The sequence below is a fragment of the Pantoea sp. RIT413 genome (assembly GCF_003057675.2).
In the GTDB taxonomy this organism is placed as follows: Bacteria; Pseudomonadota; Gammaproteobacteria; order Enterobacterales; family Enterobacteriaceae; genus Pantoea; species Pantoea eucrina.
Map to the genome: position 1 here is coordinate 15,310 of NZ_QBJB02000006.1, position 16,086 is coordinate 31,395.

General features: G+C 58.1%; 16 protein-coding genes and 3 tRNA genes. 10 read left to right on the top strand and 9 right to left on the bottom strand.

The annotated features are described in order from the left end of the window. Nucleotides 1-102: 102 nt before the first annotated feature. Complete coding sequence (locus tag DBY66_RS09845) at nucleotides 103-1,197, bottom strand: GGDEF domain-containing protein (protein WP_108569977.1); 1,095 nt, start codon at nucleotides 1,195-1,197, stop codon at nucleotides 103-105. 216 nt (nucleotides 1,198-1,413) lie between these two features. On the opposite strand from DBY66_RS09845, the gene DBY66_RS09850 reads away from it, so the two are divergent. Continuing rightward, on the top strand, nucleotides 1,414-1,698 hold the full coding sequence (locus tag DBY66_RS09850; RefSeq protein ID WP_071669150.1) for a DUF1435 domain-containing protein: 285 nt from the start codon (nucleotides 1,414-1,416) through the stop codon (nucleotides 1,696-1,698). 90 nt (nucleotides 1,699-1,788) lie between these two features. Here the strand turns inward: DBY66_RS09850 and DBY66_RS09855 are convergent. The 4 genes from DBY66_RS09855 to rsmC all read right to left on the bottom strand — a co-directional run bounded on the left by DBY66_RS09855 (nucleotide 1,789) and on the right by rsmC (nucleotide 3,272). Next, nucleotides 1,789-1,875: transfer RNA gene (locus DBY66_RS09855), tRNA-Leu, on the bottom strand. A gap of 27 nt (nucleotides 1,876-1,902) precedes the next feature. Beyond that, a tRNA-Leu gene (locus DBY66_RS09860) sits at nucleotides 1,903-1,989 on the bottom strand. Between the two features lie 31 nt (nucleotides 1,990-2,020). Beyond that, nucleotides 2,021-2,107 (bottom strand) — tRNA-Leu (locus DBY66_RS09865). A 133-nt stretch (nucleotides 2,108-2,240) separates the two neighbouring features. Beyond that, on the bottom strand, nucleotides 2,241-3,272 hold the full coding sequence (gene rsmC / locus DBY66_RS09870) for a 16S rRNA (guanine(1207)-N(2))-methyltransferase RsmC (RefSeq protein WP_071669103.1): 1,032 nt from the start codon (nucleotides 3,270-3,272) through the stop codon (nucleotides 2,241-2,243). Nucleotides 3,273-3,378: 106 nt separating this feature from the next. On the opposite strand from rsmC, the gene DBY66_RS09875 reads away from it, so the two are divergent. Genes DBY66_RS09875 through yjjG form a run of 3 tightly spaced genes read left to right on the top strand, consistent with a single transcriptional unit; the run spans nucleotide 3,379 to nucleotide 4,901 of the window. Continuing rightward, nucleotides 3,379-3,789 (top strand): DNA polymerase III subunit psi, encoded by a 411-nt coding sequence (locus DBY66_RS09875; protein WP_039382425.1) that lies wholly within the window; start codon nucleotides 3,379-3,381, stop codon nucleotides 3,787-3,789. Next, nucleotides 3,761-4,201 carry a ribosomal protein S18-alanine N-acetyltransferase gene (rimI, locus tag DBY66_RS09880; RefSeq protein WP_108569978.1) on the top strand — a complete coding sequence of 147 codons (441 nt, stop codon included), beginning with the start codon at nucleotides 3,761-3,763 and terminating at the stop codon, nucleotides 4,199-4,201. The genes DBY66_RS09875 and rimI overlap by 29 nt, the downstream gene beginning before the upstream one ends. A gap of 19 nt (nucleotides 4,202-4,220) precedes the next feature. Then, on the top strand, nucleotides 4,221-4,901 hold the full coding sequence (gene yjjG / locus DBY66_RS09885) for a pyrimidine 5'-nucleotidase (protein ID WP_039382431.1): 681 nt from the start codon (nucleotides 4,221-4,223) through the stop codon (nucleotides 4,899-4,901). Nucleotides 4,902-4,989: 88 nt separating this feature from the next. Here the strand turns inward: yjjG and DBY66_RS09890 are convergent, their stop codons facing one another. Further along, entirely contained in the window at nucleotides 4,990-5,661 is a 672-nt protein-coding gene (locus tag DBY66_RS09890; protein ID WP_108570011.1) for a YtjB family periplasmic protein, read from the bottom strand. Nucleotides 5,662-5,768: 107 nt separating this feature from the next. Here DBY66_RS09890 and serB point away from each other — a divergent pair, with 107 nt between their 5' ends. From serB to nadR, 3 genes are all read left to right on the top strand, one after another. Further along, nucleotides 5,769-6,746, top strand: a complete 978-nt coding sequence (serB, locus tag DBY66_RS09895; RefSeq protein WP_039382434.1) for a phosphoserine phosphatase — start codon at nucleotides 5,769-5,771, stop codon at nucleotides 6,744-6,746. A 13-nt stretch (nucleotides 6,747-6,759) separates the two neighbouring features. After that, entirely contained in the window at nucleotides 6,760-8,142 is a 1,383-nt protein-coding gene (gene radA / locus DBY66_RS09900; RefSeq protein ID WP_039382437.1) for a DNA repair protein RadA, read from the top strand. Nucleotides 8,143-8,248: 106 nt separating this feature from the next. Further along, on the top strand, nucleotides 8,249-9,475 hold the full coding sequence (gene nadR, locus DBY66_RS09905) for a multifunctional transcriptional regulator/nicotinamide-nucleotide adenylyltransferase/ribosylnicotinamide kinase NadR (protein WP_039382440.1): 1,227 nt from the start codon (nucleotides 8,249-8,251) through the stop codon (nucleotides 9,473-9,475). Nucleotides 9,476-9,527: 52 nt separating this feature from the next. Here nadR and ettA read toward each other — a convergent pair whose 3' ends face one another. Beyond that, complete coding sequence (gene ettA, locus DBY66_RS09910) at nucleotides 9,528-11,195, bottom strand: energy-dependent translational throttle protein EttA (protein WP_071669101.1); 1,668 nt, start codon at nucleotides 11,193-11,195, stop codon at nucleotides 9,528-9,530. 153 nt (nucleotides 11,196-11,348) lie between these two features. Next, on the bottom strand, nucleotides 11,349-12,113 hold the full coding sequence (deoR, locus tag DBY66_RS09915) for a DNA-binding transcriptional repressor DeoR (RefSeq protein ID WP_104085557.1): 765 nt from the start codon (nucleotides 12,111-12,113) through the stop codon (nucleotides 11,349-11,351). A 298-nt stretch (nucleotides 12,114-12,411) separates the two neighbouring features. Here deoR and sltY point away from each other — a divergent pair, with 298 nt between their 5' ends. Both sltY and trpR read left to right on the top strand, forming a co-directional pair. Next, on the top strand, nucleotides 12,412-14,331 hold the full coding sequence (sltY, locus tag DBY66_RS09920) for a murein transglycosylase (RefSeq protein WP_071669100.1): 1,920 nt from the start codon (nucleotides 12,412-12,414) through the stop codon (nucleotides 14,329-14,331). A 43-nt stretch (nucleotides 14,332-14,374) separates the two neighbouring features. Continuing rightward, complete coding sequence (gene trpR / locus DBY66_RS09925) at nucleotides 14,375-14,698, top strand: trp operon repressor (protein ID WP_039382449.1); 324 nt, start codon at nucleotides 14,375-14,377, stop codon at nucleotides 14,696-14,698. Here trpR and yjjX read toward each other — a convergent pair. Then, complete coding sequence (gene yjjX / locus DBY66_RS09930) at nucleotides 14,673-15,191, bottom strand: inosine/xanthosine triphosphatase (RefSeq protein ID WP_039382451.1); 519 nt, start codon at nucleotides 15,189-15,191, stop codon at nucleotides 14,673-14,675. The genes trpR and yjjX overlap by 26 nt on opposite strands. Nucleotides 15,192-15,242: 51 nt before the next feature. Between yjjX and gpmB the strand changes: the two genes are divergently transcribed. Continuing rightward, nucleotides 15,243-15,896, top strand: coding sequence for a 2,3-diphosphoglycerate-dependent phosphoglycerate mutase GpmB (gene gpmB / locus DBY66_RS09935; RefSeq protein WP_039382453.1), 654 nt, complete (start codon nucleotides 15,243-15,245; stop codon nucleotides 15,894-15,896). Nucleotides 15,897-16,086: the final 190 nt, after the last annotated feature.

Genomic DNA, 16,086 nt, shown 5'->3' on the forward strand with positions numbered 1-16,086 from the left:
TCCTGAATGATAACGGGAAACGAAAAACAAATGATAATCGTTCCTGATTGAGTGAGCAAGATAGCAGCAGCATAAGATTGCTATAGCGTTGTATTTATCACTTTAGTGCGGCTCGCTAATCGCCTGCCGGCGTGCCGGCAGCGCCTCCCAGGCCAGAATGGTATTGCGCCCGCGGTTTTTGGCGACATAGAGCGCACGGTCAGCGTTGGCGACGGCCCGCTCAAAATCGTGCGCAGCCATCGGCGCGATGCCGGCGCTGACGGTGACGTGAGTCGATACCGCGGTATTAGAACGATGGGGGATCTCCAGTTCCAGCACCGACTGCCGGATGCGCTCGGCGAGCTTCATGGCGATTGACGCGTTGACATTGGTCAGCAGTACCAGAAACTCTTCGCCACCATAGCGGGTGACCACATCGCGCGAGCGGACGGCGTCACGGATCGCGGCCGATACGCGCTTCAGCGCCTGGTCGCCCATCGCATGTCCGTAATTGTCGTTATAGGCTTTAAAGTGATCGATATCCAGCAGCAGGATAAAGTGGCTGCCGGCATGGTTCTCGAGAATGGTTTCCAGCCGGTTCTGCAGCCCGCGCCGGTTATAGAGGCCGGTCAGCGGATCGAGCATGCTGAGCGCGCTGAAGCTCTGCTTCTCTTCATACAGCTGGCCAATCAGCTGCCGGGTAAAATGGTCAAAACGCCGGCGCATCAAATGCAGCAGGGAAAATCCAATCAGCGGCAGCGTAATAGTAAACAGAATAGTGGTCAGGTGCTGTCCGTTATCCAGCAGCAGCACGGTCAGCACCGGCGGCAGAATATGCAGGCAAAATGCCGTTAAATAGTCGCTCAGCGCGATAGCGCTGATAAAAAAGACGCTAAGTAAGCTGATAATTAAATAGCTGCTATCAAACGCAGAAATCAGATGATATTTCTGATTAATATGCCACGCCCACAGCAGCCCGAGCAGCAGCGCGACCGGCGTTAATACGGGAAAGCGCAGGCCGGGCATTATCAGACAAAGCAGCAGCAGCGTGGTGCTGAAACCCGCGACCAGCACCGCAGGCAGGGTAAATACCGGTATCTGAACGTTCAGGCAGGGCAGCAGGCAAAAAAGTGAAACGGCGATATTAAGAAACAAAAACAGCATCAGCGAAAGCCGATATTTGCTCTGTTTCAGTTCATCGTAAGCGTTTAATTTCATTATTATTACCCGTGACAGCCCTGAAATATCAAAGCGCTACCCGGCAGCGTTAATTCTGCTATGCGGATAGTCAGCACGTTTCATGTTGTTATCAGGTGTGTTATCGGCGGCAATTTAGCATTTTCCAGTATTTCTGTCATGCGGTGAAAAATTCGCTGCAGAATGAGAATGGTTGTCATATGATAATGGTAATTCTTATCATTAAGGGGCGTAATGATGATCGCAGCAATGCTGGCTGCCTGCGGCTTGTGGGGTGTGAGCTGGATAATGGGTAAGCGCCTGGATAGTGGCTGGGGTATTCTGCTGCCCTGTACCGCTATGCCGCTGTTTGCGTTATGGGAACCGGGCTATGCGCAGTGGCGGGCGATCATGATTGTTATGCTTCTGCTGACGCTGGTTATGCTGTTTCACCAGCGGCTGCGCCACTATATATTGCTGCCATCCTGTGTCGCGCTGGCGGGCGGCATCACGGCAGCGTCAGTGAATTTTCATCTGGGTTAGCAGCGTGCAGAAACAGCACCATCACGCAGCGCGTGATAAGCAGGAGAATAACATTCAGGGAATTAACTGACGGGAGAGAGGTGACAACAGTGGTGCGAAGAGAGGGACTTGAACCCTCACGTCCGTAAGAACACTAACACCTGAAGCTAGCGCGTCTACCAATTCCGCCACCTTCGCATCGTGTTGTCTGTTTATATCACCGCATGGTGCGAAGAGAGGGACTTGAACCCTCACGTCCGTAAGAACACTAACACCTGAAGCTAGCGCGTCTACCAATTCCGCCACCTTCGCGCAGTGCACGCGATATAAACTCTGTGATTATTGGTGCGAAGAGAGGGACTTGAACCCTCACGTCTGTTAGGACACTAACACCTGAAGCTAGCGCGTCTACCAATTCCGCCACCTTCGCATACCGGCAACACTTTACAGTATTGCTAACCACGGAGGCGCATTCTAGAGGTTTTACGCAATGCGTCAACAGATATTTTACGGCGATAAACCGACTGCTGGAAAAAGCAACGCTTTATCGCCGCATCAGGCGCTTAGCGTCCGCGCGCGCCACGACCATAAACCGCACGGTAAACCTTAAAGCGGCCGGTCTGCGCCAGCACTTCGTGGCTGCCGAAGGTCTCATCAAGTATCTGCGGATAAGGCAGGAAAGCATTCGCCACAATACGCAGTTCGCCGCCGCTGTTCAGATGCTTCACCGCGCCGCGGATAAGGCTGTTGGCCGCATCAAGGCTGGTCTGCATGCCGTCATGGAACGGTGGATTAGAGATGATCAGATCGAAACGTCCGGTAACGTCGCTAAAGACGTTGCTGGCAAACACCTCGCCTTCCAGCCCGTTTGCCGCCAGCGTGGCTTTGCTCGCTTCAATGGCAGCAGCATGCACATCACACAGCCACAGCCGCACTTTCGGGGAGTGCTGTGCCAGCGCGGTGGCTAAGACACCGCTGCCGCAGCCGAGATCCAGCACTTTTCCTTTGGTGTGCGGCGTCAGGGTCGACAGCAGCAGATCGCTGCCAATATCCAGACCATCGCGGCTGAATACGCCCGGCAGCGTATGGATGGTCATCTCATCCAGCTGGTAAGTATTGCCGAACCGGCTGGCGTCAAACTCAGGCTGCTGCGTCAGCTGGCCATGATAGAGGCCGCAACGACGCGCGCTGTCAATTTTCTCCAGCGTCACCCACTGCTCCAGCATGCCTTCGGCGCTGCGTACGCCGCTGCGGTTTTCGCCCACGACAAAGATATCGCTGCCGACAGGGAGTAACGCGAGCAGATTTTGCAGCTGGAACTGCGCTTCCGGCTTATTTTTGGGCCAGAAGTAAATCAGAGTGGTGCAGTCTGTCACATCGGCCGCGCTGGCCACGAGGCTGTATACGGCGCGATCGCCCAGCCGATGGCTCAGGTTCTGCCAGTGATGATACTGCTGGGTATGAACGCGGCTGAGCGCGGTTTCCAGCTGGGCGGGCAGGTCATCCTGCAGATCACCCGCAAACAGCACGTGGCGGGTGGTAAATTCATCACTGTGGCGCAGAATAACTTCACTGGCCGGGGTAAAAGCAGACATGGAACGCTCCTGTTAAATCAGAGCGGGGATTATAGTGCTTTGTTGGCGCATGTTCGACGGGTTTGCTAGCATAGCGCGCATTACTTACGGCATAGCGGAAAACAGCATGAGTACAAGACGCGACTGGCTTCTGCAGCAGATGGGGATTACGCAGTATCAGCTGCGGCGTCCGCGCGTGCTGCAAGGGGAGATCGCCGTCAGGCTGGCACCCGATACGCGCCTGCTGCTGGTAGCGGAACACCCGCCGGCACTGGATGAGCCTCTGATACGGGACGTGCTGCGGGCGCTGGATATTCTGCCCGCACAGGTGATGACGCTGACGCCGGAGCAGCTGCCGATGCTGCCAGAGCAGGTAGCCTGTCCCGGCTGGCTGCTGGGCGTGGAGAGCGGGCACACCTTTAACGGTGTGGTATTCACCAGCGCCGTCCTTAATGAACTGATTAGCAGCGGCGCAGCCAGGCGCGCGCTGTGGCAACAGATGTGTAACCATGATCACTATCTCGCTCATCACGGCTGACGATCGGCCGCAGCAGCTCGCCATTGAACGCCGGGCGCACGCTTTTCCCTGGAGTGAACAGACCTTCGCCAGCAATCAGGGGGAACGCTTTCTCAACTTCGGGCTGCACAGTGACGGACGCCTTGCCGGCTTTGCTATTACGCAGGTTGTGCTGGATGAGGCGTCGCTGTTTAACATCGCCGTTGATCCCGACTTTCAGCGCCGCGGCTATGCGCGTCAGCTATTGCAGACGCTGATCGGCGAACTGGAGCAGCGCGATGTGCTGACCCTCTGGCTGGAGGTGCGCGCCTCAAATCGCGCGGCGATTGCCCTGTATGAGCAGCTCGATTTTCACCGGGTCAGCGTGCGCCCCAATTACTACCCCACTGCAGGCGGACGGGAAGACGCCATCATTATGGCGCTGACACTTTGACCGCTGATTAAGGAGCACCATGTTAAACGACTGGGACTGCATCCTGTTTGATGCTGACGAAACACTGTTTCATTTCGATGCCTTTGCCGGACTGCAGCGCATGTTTACCCGCTACGACGTGCAGTTCAGCGATCGCGATTACGCCGATTATCAGGCGATCAATAAGCCTTTATGGGTGGATTACCAGAACGGCACCATCACCGCCGCACAGCTGCAGACGCAGCGCTTTACGCTCTGGGGAGAGAAGCTCAGCGTAGAGCCGGATATCCTGAACAGCGATTTCCTTAATGCGATGGCGGAGATCTGCCTGCCGCTGGAAGGCGCGCCTGAACTGCTGCAGAGCCTTAAAGGCCGCGTCAAAATGGCGATCGTCACCAACGGCTTTACGGCCCTGCAGCAGGCGCGGCTGGAGCGCACGGGCTTTCACGATATGTTCGATGCGCTGGTGATTTCAGAGCAGGTTGGTGTTCCCAAGCCGGACGCAAAAATCTTTGCCCATACGCTGGAGCTGCTCGGCAATCCGGCGCCACAGCGCGTACTGATGGTTGGCGATACGCCCGAGTCTGATATTCTCGGGGGAATGAATGCGGGTCTTAAAACCTGCTGGATCGATCACGGCACGCGCCCGTTGCCTGCGGATATTACCCCTGATTTTCAGGTGAAAAACCTCGCTCAGCTTCAGGCTATTCTTACCGCTTAAAGCGCGCCGTTAAAAACCGAAAACCAGGCAGAAGCAGCGGCCTGGTTTTTTTGTATCTTTCTGAACAGCCCGCGGCTCAGGCTGGCGCTTAGCGCGTCTTTTCCTGCGCGTCGGGTGTTTCTGCCGGCTCTTCCTCTTTATCTTCTTTCACCGCGCGGCTGGCGGTAAGCAGGAAGGGCGACTGCTGCCAGCGGGTGCGGCGATCGCGCAGCAGAGTACGGGTCAGAATGATGCCAATCGCCAGCGCCAGCAGCATCATCAGGCGCAGAATATTGGTGGTGTTATCTACCTGACGTGATTCGGTAACCAGAACGTGCGTGTCCAGCGTCACGCGCAGGAAACCCTGTGGCCCCTCTTTGCCTTCCAGCGGCTTCACAATCTGATGATTGAAGTAGCTGCCGGCGCGTTTGCCATCCAGCGCCAGACGGTCGCGTACGTTGATGGTTTCACCGCTGTGTGCCACCAGGCTGCCATCGTCAGCATAGACGGAGGCATCAAGGATGCGGCTGTTATCCGTCATCTGATCGAGAATGGCGGCAATCTGCGTGCGGTTATCATCGCTGTTATCCATCAGGGGCTTGAGACTGAACGCCACCTGGCGGGTGAGGGTATGGGCCAGCTCTTCAACCTGCTCAGAACGCGCCATCTGATGACCCAGGCTGAACCATGAGGCGCCCTGCATCAGCACCACCAGCAGCGCCAGAGAGATAAGAACAATCACCGTGCGATGCAGGCGAAATTTCAGTGCAGTTTTAACCATCAGAAACCCATGTGACATAGCAGCAGAAAGGCTGGCAATTATGTTGCCAGAACCCGCGCAGACAAGGTAGCCTCTTGCGTGGTTTTGTTGTCCCTACAGGAGCTGTAATGCCAAATCGTCTTACCTGGTGCGATCTGCCCGCCGATGTCTCTCTCTGGCCGGGTTTACCCCTCTCCCTGAGCGGTGATGAAGTTATGCCGCTGGACTACCGTGCCGGCCGCACGGGCTGGCTGCTGTATGGGCGCGGACTCGATAAACAGCAGCTGACCGATTATCAGCATCAGCTGGGGGCCGCCATGGTGATTGTCAGCGCGTGGAACGTTGACGAATATCAGGTGATCCGGCTGGCAGGTTCGCTGACGCCGCGCGCCACCCGGCTGGCGCATGACGCCGGGTTTGACGTGGCGCCGCTGGGCAAAATCCCGCATCTGAAAACGCCAGGGCTGCTGGTGATGGATATGGATTCCACGGCGATTCAGATCGAATGCATTGATGAGATCGCCAGGCTGGCGGGCTGCGGTGAGCAGGTGGCTGAGGTCACCGAACGGGCTATGCGCGGTGAACTCGACTTCAAAGCCAGCCTGCGTGAGCGCGTGGCGCAGCTGGCTGGCGCCGATGCCGCTATCCTTAAACAGGTGCGCGACACTCTGCCGCTGATGCCGGGCCTGACCACGCTGGTGCATAAGCTGCAGGCGCTCGGCTGGCAGGTTGCGATTGCGTCTGGCGGTTTTACCTTTTATGCGGATCACCTGCGTCAGACCTTGCATCTGGCGGCGGCCGTCGCCAATGAGCTGGAGATGCGCGACGGTAAACTCACCGGCGAGGTGATCGGACAGATTGTCGATGCGCAATATAAAGCGGATACCCTGCATCAGCTGGCACAGCGTTTTGATATCGCACCGCAGCAGACGGTAGCGGTGGGCGATGGCGCCAACGATCTGCCGATGATTAAGCGTGCAGCACTGGGTATTGCCTATCATGCTAAACCTAAAGTGAATGAGCAGACGGAAGTCACTATCCGTCACGCTGACCTGATGGGGGTGTTCTGCATCCTGACCGGCAGCCTGATTCATGAAGAGCGTTAACTGAGGAACTGATTTGGCCAAAGCGGCAAAACGCGCCTTCGTGTGCAACGAATGCGGCGCAGACTATCCGCGCTGGCAGGGGCAATGCAGCGCCTGCCACGCCTGGAACACCATCACCGAGGTGCGTATTGCTGCCTCGCCTGCCGCTGCGCGCAATGAGCGCCTGAGCGGCTATGCAGGTAACGCCGGCAGCAGCCGGGTGCAGAAGCTCTCGGAGATCAGCCTTGAGGCGCTGCCGCGCTTCACCACCACCTTTAAAGAGTTTGACCGCGTCCTGGGCGGCGGCGTGGTACCGGGCAGCGCTATCCTGATTGGCGGCAGCCCCGGTGCCGGTAAATCGACGCTGCTGCTGCAGGTTATGTGCAAGCTGGCGGAGAGCATGAAGACGCTCTATGTCACCGGCGAGGAGTCGCTGCAGCAGGTGGCGATGCGCGCGCACCGGCTGGGACTGCCCACGGACAACCTGAATATGCTGTCGGAAACCAGTATTGAGCAGATCTGCCTGATTGCCGAGCAGGAAGAGCCGAAGCTGATGGTTATCGACTCCATCCAGGTGATGCACATGGCGGATATTCAGTCTTCTCCCGGCAGCGTGGCGCAGGTGCGGGAGACCGCCGCCTATCTGACGCGTTTTGCCAAGACGCGCGGCGTGGCGATTATCATGGTCGGCCACGTCACCAAAGATGGCTCGCTGGCAGGTCCGAAAGTGCTGGAGCACTGTATCGACTGCTCGGTGCTGCTGGATGGCGATGCCGACTCGCGCTTTCGCACGCTGCGCAGCCATAAAAACCGTTTTGGTGCGGTGAATGAGCTGGGCGTATTCGCCATGACGGAGCAGGGAATGCGTGAGGTCAGCAACCCTTCAGCTATTTTCCTGTCGCGCGGCGATGAGATCACTTCAGGCAGTTCGGTGATGGTGGTGTGGGAAGGTACCCGGCCGCTGCTGGTTGAGATCCAGGCGCTGGTGGATCACTCGATGATGGGCAATCCGCGCCGCGTAGCGGTAGGGCTGGAGCAGAACCGTCTGGCGATTTTACTGGCGGTACTGCATCGTCATGGCGGCCTGCAAATGGCGGATCAGGATGTGTTTGTTAACGTGGTAGGCGGCGTAAAAGTCACGGAAACCAGTGCCGATCTGGCGCTGCTGCTGGCGATGGTCTCCAGCCTGCGCGATCGCCCTCTGCCGCAGGATGTGGTGATCTTTGGTGAAGTCGGGCTGGCAGGTGAGATCCGGCCGGTACCGAGTGGCCAGGAGCGTATCTCTGAAGCAGCCAAGCACGGCTTTAAGCGCGCCATCGTGCCGGCCGGCAACGCGCCGAAGAAAACCATTGATGGCATGAAGGTTTACAGCGCGAAGAAGCTGGCAGATGCGCTGGCCATTCTGGATGAGCTGTAATTTCGCCAGGGCGGCATAAATGCCGCCGCCGCGATATGCAGGGGGCGCATTAATGCGCCCCGCCTTAAAGGCCGCACCGCCATTTATTATCCGCAGGAGGCACTGAGTGTCATCATTTGACTATCTGAAGACCGCGATTCGGCAGCAGGGCCATACGCTGCAGCAGGTGGCTGACGCCAGCGGAATGACCAAGGGCTACCTGAGTCAGCTGCTTAACGCGAAAATAAAAAGCCCTGGCGCGCAGAAACTGGCGGCGCTGCATCACTTTCTCGGGCTGGAGTTTCCGCGGCGTGAGAAAACCGTGGGCGTGGTATTTGGCAAGTTCTATCCGCTGCACACCGGCCATATCTACCTGATCCAGCGCGCCTGCAGTCAGGTGGATGAGCTGCATATTATTATGGGCCACGACGAGCCGCGCGATCGCGCACTGTTTGAGAACAGCGCCATGTCGCAGCAGCCCACCATCAGCGATCGTCTGCGCTGGCTGCTGCAGACATTCAAATACCAGAAAAACATTCGTATTCACTCATTCAACGAAGAGGGAATCGAACCCTATCCGCACGGCTGGGATCTCTGGAGCGCAGGCGTCAGCGCGTTTCTGGCAGAGCAGGGGATTATGCCCGACTGCGTTTATACCAGCGAAGAACCGGATGCACCGATGTATCAGCAATATCTGGGGATCCCGGCGCGGGTGATCGATCCGCATCGATCGTTTATGAGCATCAGCGGCAGCCAGATCCGTCAGGATCCGTTTCGCTACTGGGAATATATTCCGACCGAAGTGAAGCCTTTCTTTGTGCGCACCGTCGCGGTGCTGGGTGGCGAGTCGAGCGGCAAATCCACGCTGGTCAACAAGCTGGCGAATATCTTTAATACCACCAGCGCCTGGGAGTATGGCCGCGACTACGTCTTCTCTCACCTCGGCGGCGACGAGATGGCGCTGCAGTATTCTGACTACGATAAAATCGCGCTCGGTCAGGCGCAATACATCGATTTTGCCGTCAAGTACGCGAATAAAGTCGCCTTTATCGATACCGATTTTATTACCACTCAGGCGTTCTGCCTGAAGTATGAAGGACGCGAACATCCTTTTGTGCAGGCGCTGATCGATGAGTACCGCTTTGACCTGGTGATCCTGCTGGAGAACAACGTGCCCTGGGTGGCGGATGGCTTGCGCAGCCTTGGCAGCTCGGTGGACCGGCGCGAGTTTCAGTCTATTCTGGTGACCATGCTGCGGGAAAATAACGTTGAGTTTGTACACGTGCAGGAGGACAACTACGATGCGCGCTTCCTGCGCTGTGTGGAGCTGGTCAAAGAGCGGCTGGGCAATTAACGCCTGAGCACAATAAAAAAAGGCGCCCGAAGGCGCCTTTTTTATCAGCAGGTTACTTCGCCATACGCTTGTATTTGATACGCTTCGGCTCCAGCGCATCCGCGCCGAGAGTGCGTTTCTTATACTCTTCGTATTCGGTAAAGTTACCTTCAAAGAACTCAACCTTGCCCTCATCCTGATAATCGATGATGTGGGTGGCAATACGGTCGAGGAACCAGCGGTCATGCGAGATCACCATCGCGCAGCCCGGGAACTCCAGCAGGGCATTCTCCAGCGCGCGCAGGGTTTCGATGTCGAGGTCGTTGGTTGGTTCATCCAGCAGCAGCAGGTTGCCGCCTACCTGAAGCAGTTTCGCCAGGTGCAGACGTCCGCGCTCACCACCGGAGAGTTCGCCTACGCGTTTACCCTGATCGGTGCCTTTGAAGTTAAAGCGTCCGACGTAGGCACGGCTTGGCATCTCGGTGGTACCGATACGCATAATATCCTGGCCGCCAGAGACCTCTTCCCATACCGTTTTAGAGTTATCCATCGCATCGCGGAACTGATCGACCGACGCCAGCTTCACGGTTTCGCCCAGATCGATGCTGCCGGAATCGGGCTGCTCCTGACCAGACATCATGCGGAACAGCGTCGATTTACCCGCGCCGTTCGGCCCGATAATCCCGACAATTGCCCCTTTTGGCAGCGAGAACGACAGATCGTCAATCAGGACGCGATCGCCATACGATTTGCTGAGGTTTTTCACTTCCAGCACTTTATCGCCGAGGCGTGCGCCTGGCGGAATAAAGAGTTCGTTGGTTTCATTACGCTTCTGATAGTCGCTGTTGTTCAGCTCTTCAAAGCGAGCCAGACGCGCCTTGCCCTTAGACTGACGGCCTTTCGCACCCTGACGCACCCACTCCAGCTCTTTTTCAATGGATTTGCGGCGTGCAGCTTCCTGTGACGCTTCCTGCGCCAGACGCTGATCTTTCTGCTCCAGCCAGGAGGAGTAATTGCCTTCCCACGGAATACCTTCACCGCGGTCCAGCTCCAGGATCCAGCCCGCAACGTTATCGAGGAAGTAACGGTCGTGGGTAATCGCGACTACGGTGCCTTCGAAGTCGTGCAGGAAGCGTTCCAGCCAGGCGACAGATTCCGCATCCAGGTGGTTGGTCGGTTCATCAAGCAGCAGCATGTCCGGCTTTTCCAGCAGCAGGCGGCACAGCGCGACGCGACGGCGCTCACCACCCGACAGGTTGCCGATTTTGGCATCCCACTCCGGCAGACGCATCGCGTCAGCGGCGCGGTTGAGCTGGGTTTCCAGATTGTGGCCATCGTGCGCCTGAATCACCTCTTCCAGACGGCCCTGTTCGGCGGCCAGCTTGTCGAAGTCCGCATCGGGATCGGCGTACAGCGCGTAGACTTCATCAAGACGTTTCAGAGCGCCAGCGACTTCCGCCACCGCTTCTTCAACCGATTCACGCACGGTGTGTTCCGGATTGAGCTGCGGCTCCTGCGGCAGATAACCCACTTTAATGCCCGGCTGCGGGCGCGCTTCCCCTTCGATATCTTTATCGATACCGGCCATGATGCGCAGCAGGGTCGATTTACCCGCGCCGTTCAGGCCGAGTACGCCGATTTTGGCGCCCGGGAAGAAGCTGAGAGAGATATTCTTCAGAATGTGACGCTTCGGCGGTACCACTTTGCCGACGCGATGCATGCTATAGACGAATTGAGCCACGTTGTGATGAGCCTCTTGGTCTGTAAATAGTGGAACGTCAGATGGTGAAGTTTAGCGGTTTTCACGGCCTAATCACAGCCGCGCCGCGGTGAAACTTGCGTGACAGGCGTGATGTCAGGCGCACTGCTGCGTAATTGTACGCGCTGACGGCGATCAGGGCAGATGCAGCGTAATCGCCTGCTCTGCCAGCCACGAACTGAGCGCGGCGTCGGGGGCGCTGTCGCTGACCAGCCGCTCGAAACGGTGCAGCGCGCTGATACGGGCGGGCAGCACTTTGCCATATTTGCTGCTGTCTGCCACCAGTACCCGTTCACGCGCGCGCAGCATGGCGTGGTGCTTCATCGCCAGCTCATTCAGGTTGTAACAGGTTGCGCCCTGCTGCAGATCCACTCCCGCTGCTGAGATAAACGCCAGCGCCGGGCAGAGGTCATCAAGAATGGAGTGGTTACCGACTGGCGTAAACAGCGCGTTATCAGCATGAAACTCGCCGCCGCTGAGGATCACGCTGCAGGCGGGCTTCTCTTTCAGTGCCAGAAAGGTGTTCATCGCGCAGCAGACTGCCGTGAAGGCGAGGGTGTCCGGAATCGCGTCGATGACGTAGGGCAGCGTGGTTCCGCAGTCAAAAAACACCGTATCATTTTCACGAATCAGCGCGGCGGCGGCCTGCGCCAGACGCCGTTTACGCGCGGCGTTGTGCCCGTGCTGATCGGAAACAAAGTAGTGCCCGGCATGGTTTTTCGGATCGCTGACCACATAGCCGCCGAGCAGCACCACCTGCGAGGCCGATTCGCTGAGATCGCGGCGGATGGTCATTTCAGAGACGCCCAGCAGCTGCGCCGCCTCTTTCAGATGCAGCTTATCGGTGCGTTTCAGGGCCTGGGCCAGCTTATTGAGTCGTTCGTCGCGCCGGGTTTCCATAAGCATCTCGGTAAAAGTGGTGTTCTGCCGCAGAGCAGCGGATGCGGTTTGCCATTGAGCCTCTGAGCGCGACAATCCTGACAGGTTTCAGGCGGTTGCGGCGGCGTCAGCAGCGGGTGGTCAATAGTAGCCTTAAAGGCGCCGTGGCGTAAACTGTGTTGCAGGTGCACAGGCGGGTCAGGGGGGCAGGAGCCTGTTCGTCAGGTAAATTTTGTTAAGAACGTGGCGAGAGACGAAAGCCCTGGTTAGCATGAAGGGAGTCCGGCATACGCTGGACCGAAGCAGAGAGGAGAGCGGAGTGGAGAAGTGGCGTAACTGGATGATAGGGATGTGTCTGGTCAGCACGGCAGGCAGCGTATGGGCCGACTCGCTGGATCAGCAACGACAGCGCTATGCGCAGATCAAGCAGGCCTGGGATAACAAACAGATGGACCAGGTTGAGCAGCTGATGCCGACGCTGCAGGATTATCCGCTCTATCCCTATCTGCAGTATCGCCTGCTGGCGCAGGATCTCGATCAGGAAGCGGGGCTGGCGATCAAAAACTTTATTCAGCAGTATCCGACGCTGCCGCCGGCCAAATCGCTGCAGACGCGATTTGTGAACGTGCTGGCGCACCGGCAGGACTGGCAGGGAATTTTGAGTTTCAGTCCGGATGAGCCGAAGCCGGTGCAGGCGCGCTGCAACTGGTACTACGCTAAATGGGCCACCGGCCAGCAGCAGACGGCGTTTACCGGCGCGAAAAGTATCTGGCTGCGCGGCTCGGCACTGCCCGCTGACTGCGACCGGCTCTTCTCAGTCTGGCAGGCATCAGGCCAGCTCTCGCCGATCACCATTCTGGAGCGTATCCGCCTGGCGATGAAAGCGGGCAACGACAGCCTGGTAAACTATCTGGCAAAAATGCTGCCGGCGGATTACCAGACCACCGCCAGCGCACTGCTGGCCCTGCAGCAGAATCCGCAGACCGTAACGACGTTTGCCGCCACGCTGGGGCCGACCGACTTTACCCGTATGGCCACCAGCTACGCCTTTGCGCGCGTGGCGCGCGAAGATATGGATAACGCGCGCATGATGATCCCGCAGCTGGTTAAAGCGCAGAAGATGAGTCAGGCAGAAGAGCAGGATCTGAAAGAAGCGGTGGTATGGCGCATGATGGGGGCTGACCTGACCTCAGAGCAGGCGCGCTGGCGCGATGCCGTGGTGATGAACAGTGAATCCACCGCGCTTATCGAACGTCGCGTGCGCCTTGCGCTGAGCGAAAGCGATCGCCGTGGCCTCAACACCTGGATTGCGCGCCTGCCGCCGGAAGCGAAAGAAAAAGATGAGTGGCAGTACTGGCAGGCGGATTTGCTGATAGCGCAGGGGCGCAAAGAAGAGGCCGATGAGATCCTGCGTAAGCTGATGCAGCAGCGCGGCTTCTATCCGATGGTGGCGGCGCAGCGCCTTGGCACCGACTATCCGCTGAAGATTGATGACGCGCCGGCCGCGGACAACAGCATCGTGCAGGGACCGGAGATGGCGCGCGTACGCGAGCTGATGTACTGGGGCATGGATAACCTGGCGCGCAGCGAGTGGGCAAACCTGATCGTCAGTAAAACCCGCACGCAGCAGCAGATGCTGGCGCACTACGCGAACCAGCAGGACTGGTGGGATCTGAGCGTGCAGGCCACGATTAGCGCAAAAATGTGGGATAGCCTGAAAGAGCGTTTCCCGCTGGCGTGGCGCAATCTGTATCAGCAATACACCGGTGATAAGGCGATCGATCCGAGCTACGCCATGGCCATCTCGCGCCAGGAGAGCGCCTGGAACCCGAAAGCGCGCTCCCCGGTCGGGGCCAGCGGATTGATGCAGGTGATGCCAGCCACGGCCGCGCATACCGTGAAAATGTACAATATTCCCGGCTACGTAAACAGCAGCCAGCTGCTTGATCCGCAAACCAATATCCAGATTGGCACGCAGTATCTGGAGTATGTCTATCAGCAGTTCGGGCAGAACCGCATTTTCTCCTCCGCCGCTTATAACGCCGGGCCGGGGCGGGTGCGCAGCTGGCGTAATAACAGCGGAGGCAAACTGGACGCCGTGGCCTTTATTGAAACGATTCCGTTCTCTGAAACGCGGGGCTACGTGAAGAACGTGCTGGCGTATGACGCCTACTATCGTTACTTCATGGGGAAACCTGACAAGATTCTCAGCGACAGCGAGTGGAATCAGCGTTACTGAGTGTGCTATGCTTCCGTACTCGTTAATGAGTACGGAAGCCACTATGCCTTCATCCCTTTCTGAGCAGCCCGCTGACGATCACTGGCTGCGTTTTATCGACCTGATGCAGCATGCGTTTGCCGATAACGTGGCGCTGCCGATGCTGCAGCTGATGATGACGCCCGATGAACGTGAATCGTTCGGCACGCGGCTGCGCATTATCGAAGCGTTAATCAACGGCGATATCAGCCAGCGCGAACTGAAAAACGAGCTGGGCGTGGGCATTGCGACGATAACGCGCGGCTCTAACAGCCTGAAAGAGGCGCCACCCGAACTCAGACGCTGGCTGGAATCGCGGCTGATTACTGCTGATAAAGCGGATGAGTAAACGGGCAGAGTGCGAGGATCAGCGCCTGATGATAGACGCTGGAGCGGGTCAGCAGGCCCTGCGTAAAAGCGCCGATCGCGCCGCCCTTGTGTTTGATATTGTCGACCCCGGTCAGGCGCGCCATCTCATCGCCCAGCTCGCGCCCGGCTGCTAATCCTGCCAGCACAACCGGCGGCAGCGTAAAGCTGGCAGAGCGTGATTCACCGCGCTGCTGTGCATTTTCCACTACCATCCATGCAAACGCGCAGTCGCCTTCGATGCCCGCTTCAATAGCCACCCAGAAATCCGCCTCCGGCGCGGCCGCACGGGCATTGATCACGCGCTGACGTGCGCCGCTGCGCGTTTCTGTATCGCTAAGCGGCTGCGCCGCCACGCCGCTCTCGACCGCTACCCCGCGAATATGGCAGGATCCCTCACCGAATACGTCGCTGAACGCCAGCGCAACCGCATGAATTTTTGCCGGATTGGTGGTGGCTGCGACAACATGGTACATAATTGATTGAACCCTCAAGGCAAATTTGTCGCAGTATAACGGAAATTACGCATGTTACAGGTCTATCTTGTTCGTCACGGTGAAACGGTTTGGAATGCGGCCCGACGCATTCAGGGGCAGTCCGACAGTGCTCTGACGGATAAAGGTGAACAGCAGGCGCGTCAGGTCGGTGAGCGGGTGAAAACGCTGGGCATTACGCACGTCATTGCCAGCGATTTAGGCCGCACCCGGCGTACGGCAGAGATTATCGCTGACGCCTGCGGCTGCCCGGTTACGCTGGATGCACGTTTGCGCGAGCTGAATATGGGCTGTCTGGAGCAGCGTCCGCTTGATGGCCTGACGGCGGAAGAGGAGCGCTGGCGCAAGGCGCTGGTGGATGGCACCGAAGCGGGGCGCATTCCCGGCGGCGAGTCGATGAGCGAGCTGGCGGCGCGCATGCATGATGCGCTAAACGCCTGCCTCGATCTGCCAGCCGGCAGCCGGCCATTGCTGGTCAGCCACGGTATGGCGCTGGGTGCCCTGGTGAGTACCATTCTGGGTTTACCGGCGCATGCGGAACGACGCCTGCGCCTGCGTAACTGCTCGATTTCACGCGTGGATCATCAGCAGAGTGCCTGGCTGGCGTCTGGCTGGATCGTAGAGACCGCCGGCGACGTCTCGCATCTGGATGCCCCTGCGCTGGATGAGCTGCCAGGGGCGCATTAATGCGCCCCCTACGGGAAATGTAGGGGCGTCGTTAATGACGCCCAGGTTAATGCGCGTGCGGAACGTGATGACGTCATTAATGGCGCCCGAATTAATGGGCGTACGGAACGTGATGACGTTTTTTACCGCGGCCAGGGGCGCATTAATGCGCCCCCTACGGAAAATGTAGGGGCGCCATTAATGGCGCCCG

What these genes read in the sequence shown, in the direction of transcription:
- DBY66_RS09845 (WP_108569977.1), bottom strand. Translation starts at nt 1,197, where the DNA reads ATGAAATTAAACGCTTACGATGAACTGAAACAGAGCAAATATCGGCTT.
- DBY66_RS09850 (WP_071669150.1), top strand. Translation starts at nt 1,414, where the DNA reads ATGATCGCAGCAATGCTGGCTGCCTGCGGCTTGTGGGGTGTGAGCTGG.
- rsmC (WP_071669103.1), bottom strand. Translation starts at nt 3,272, where the DNA reads ATGTCTGCTTTTACCCCGGCCAGTGAAGTTATTCTGCGCCACAGTGAT.
- DBY66_RS09875 (WP_039382425.1), top strand. Translation starts at nt 3,379, where the DNA reads ATGAGTACAAGACGCGACTGGCTTCTGCAGCAGATGGGGATTACGCAG.
- rimI (WP_108569978.1), top strand. Translation starts at nt 3,761, where the DNA reads ATGATCACTATCTCGCTCATCACGGCTGACGATCGGCCGCAGCAGCTC.
- yjjG (WP_039382431.1), top strand. Translation starts at nt 4,221, where the DNA reads ATGTTAAACGACTGGGACTGCATCCTGTTTGATGCTGACGAAACACTG.
- DBY66_RS09890 (WP_108570011.1), bottom strand. Translation starts at nt 5,661, where the DNA reads ATGGTTAAAACTGCACTGAAATTTCGCCTGCATCGCACGGTGATTGTT.
- serB (WP_039382434.1), top strand. Translation starts at nt 5,769, where the DNA reads ATGCCAAATCGTCTTACCTGGTGCGATCTGCCCGCCGATGTCTCTCTC.
- deoR (WP_104085557.1), bottom strand. Translation starts at nt 12,113, where the DNA reads ATGGAAACCCGGCGCGACGAACGACTCAATAAGCTGGCCCAGGCCCTG.
- trpR (WP_039382449.1), top strand. Translation starts at nt 14,375, where the DNA reads ATGCCTTCATCCCTTTCTGAGCAGCCCGCTGACGATCACTGGCTGCGT.
- yjjX (WP_039382451.1), bottom strand. Translation starts at nt 15,191, where the DNA reads ATGTACCATGTTGTCGCAGCCACCACCAATCCGGCAAAAATTCATGCG.
- gpmB (WP_039382453.1), top strand. Translation starts at nt 15,243, where the DNA reads ATGTTACAGGTCTATCTTGTTCGTCACGGTGAAACGGTTTGGAATGCG.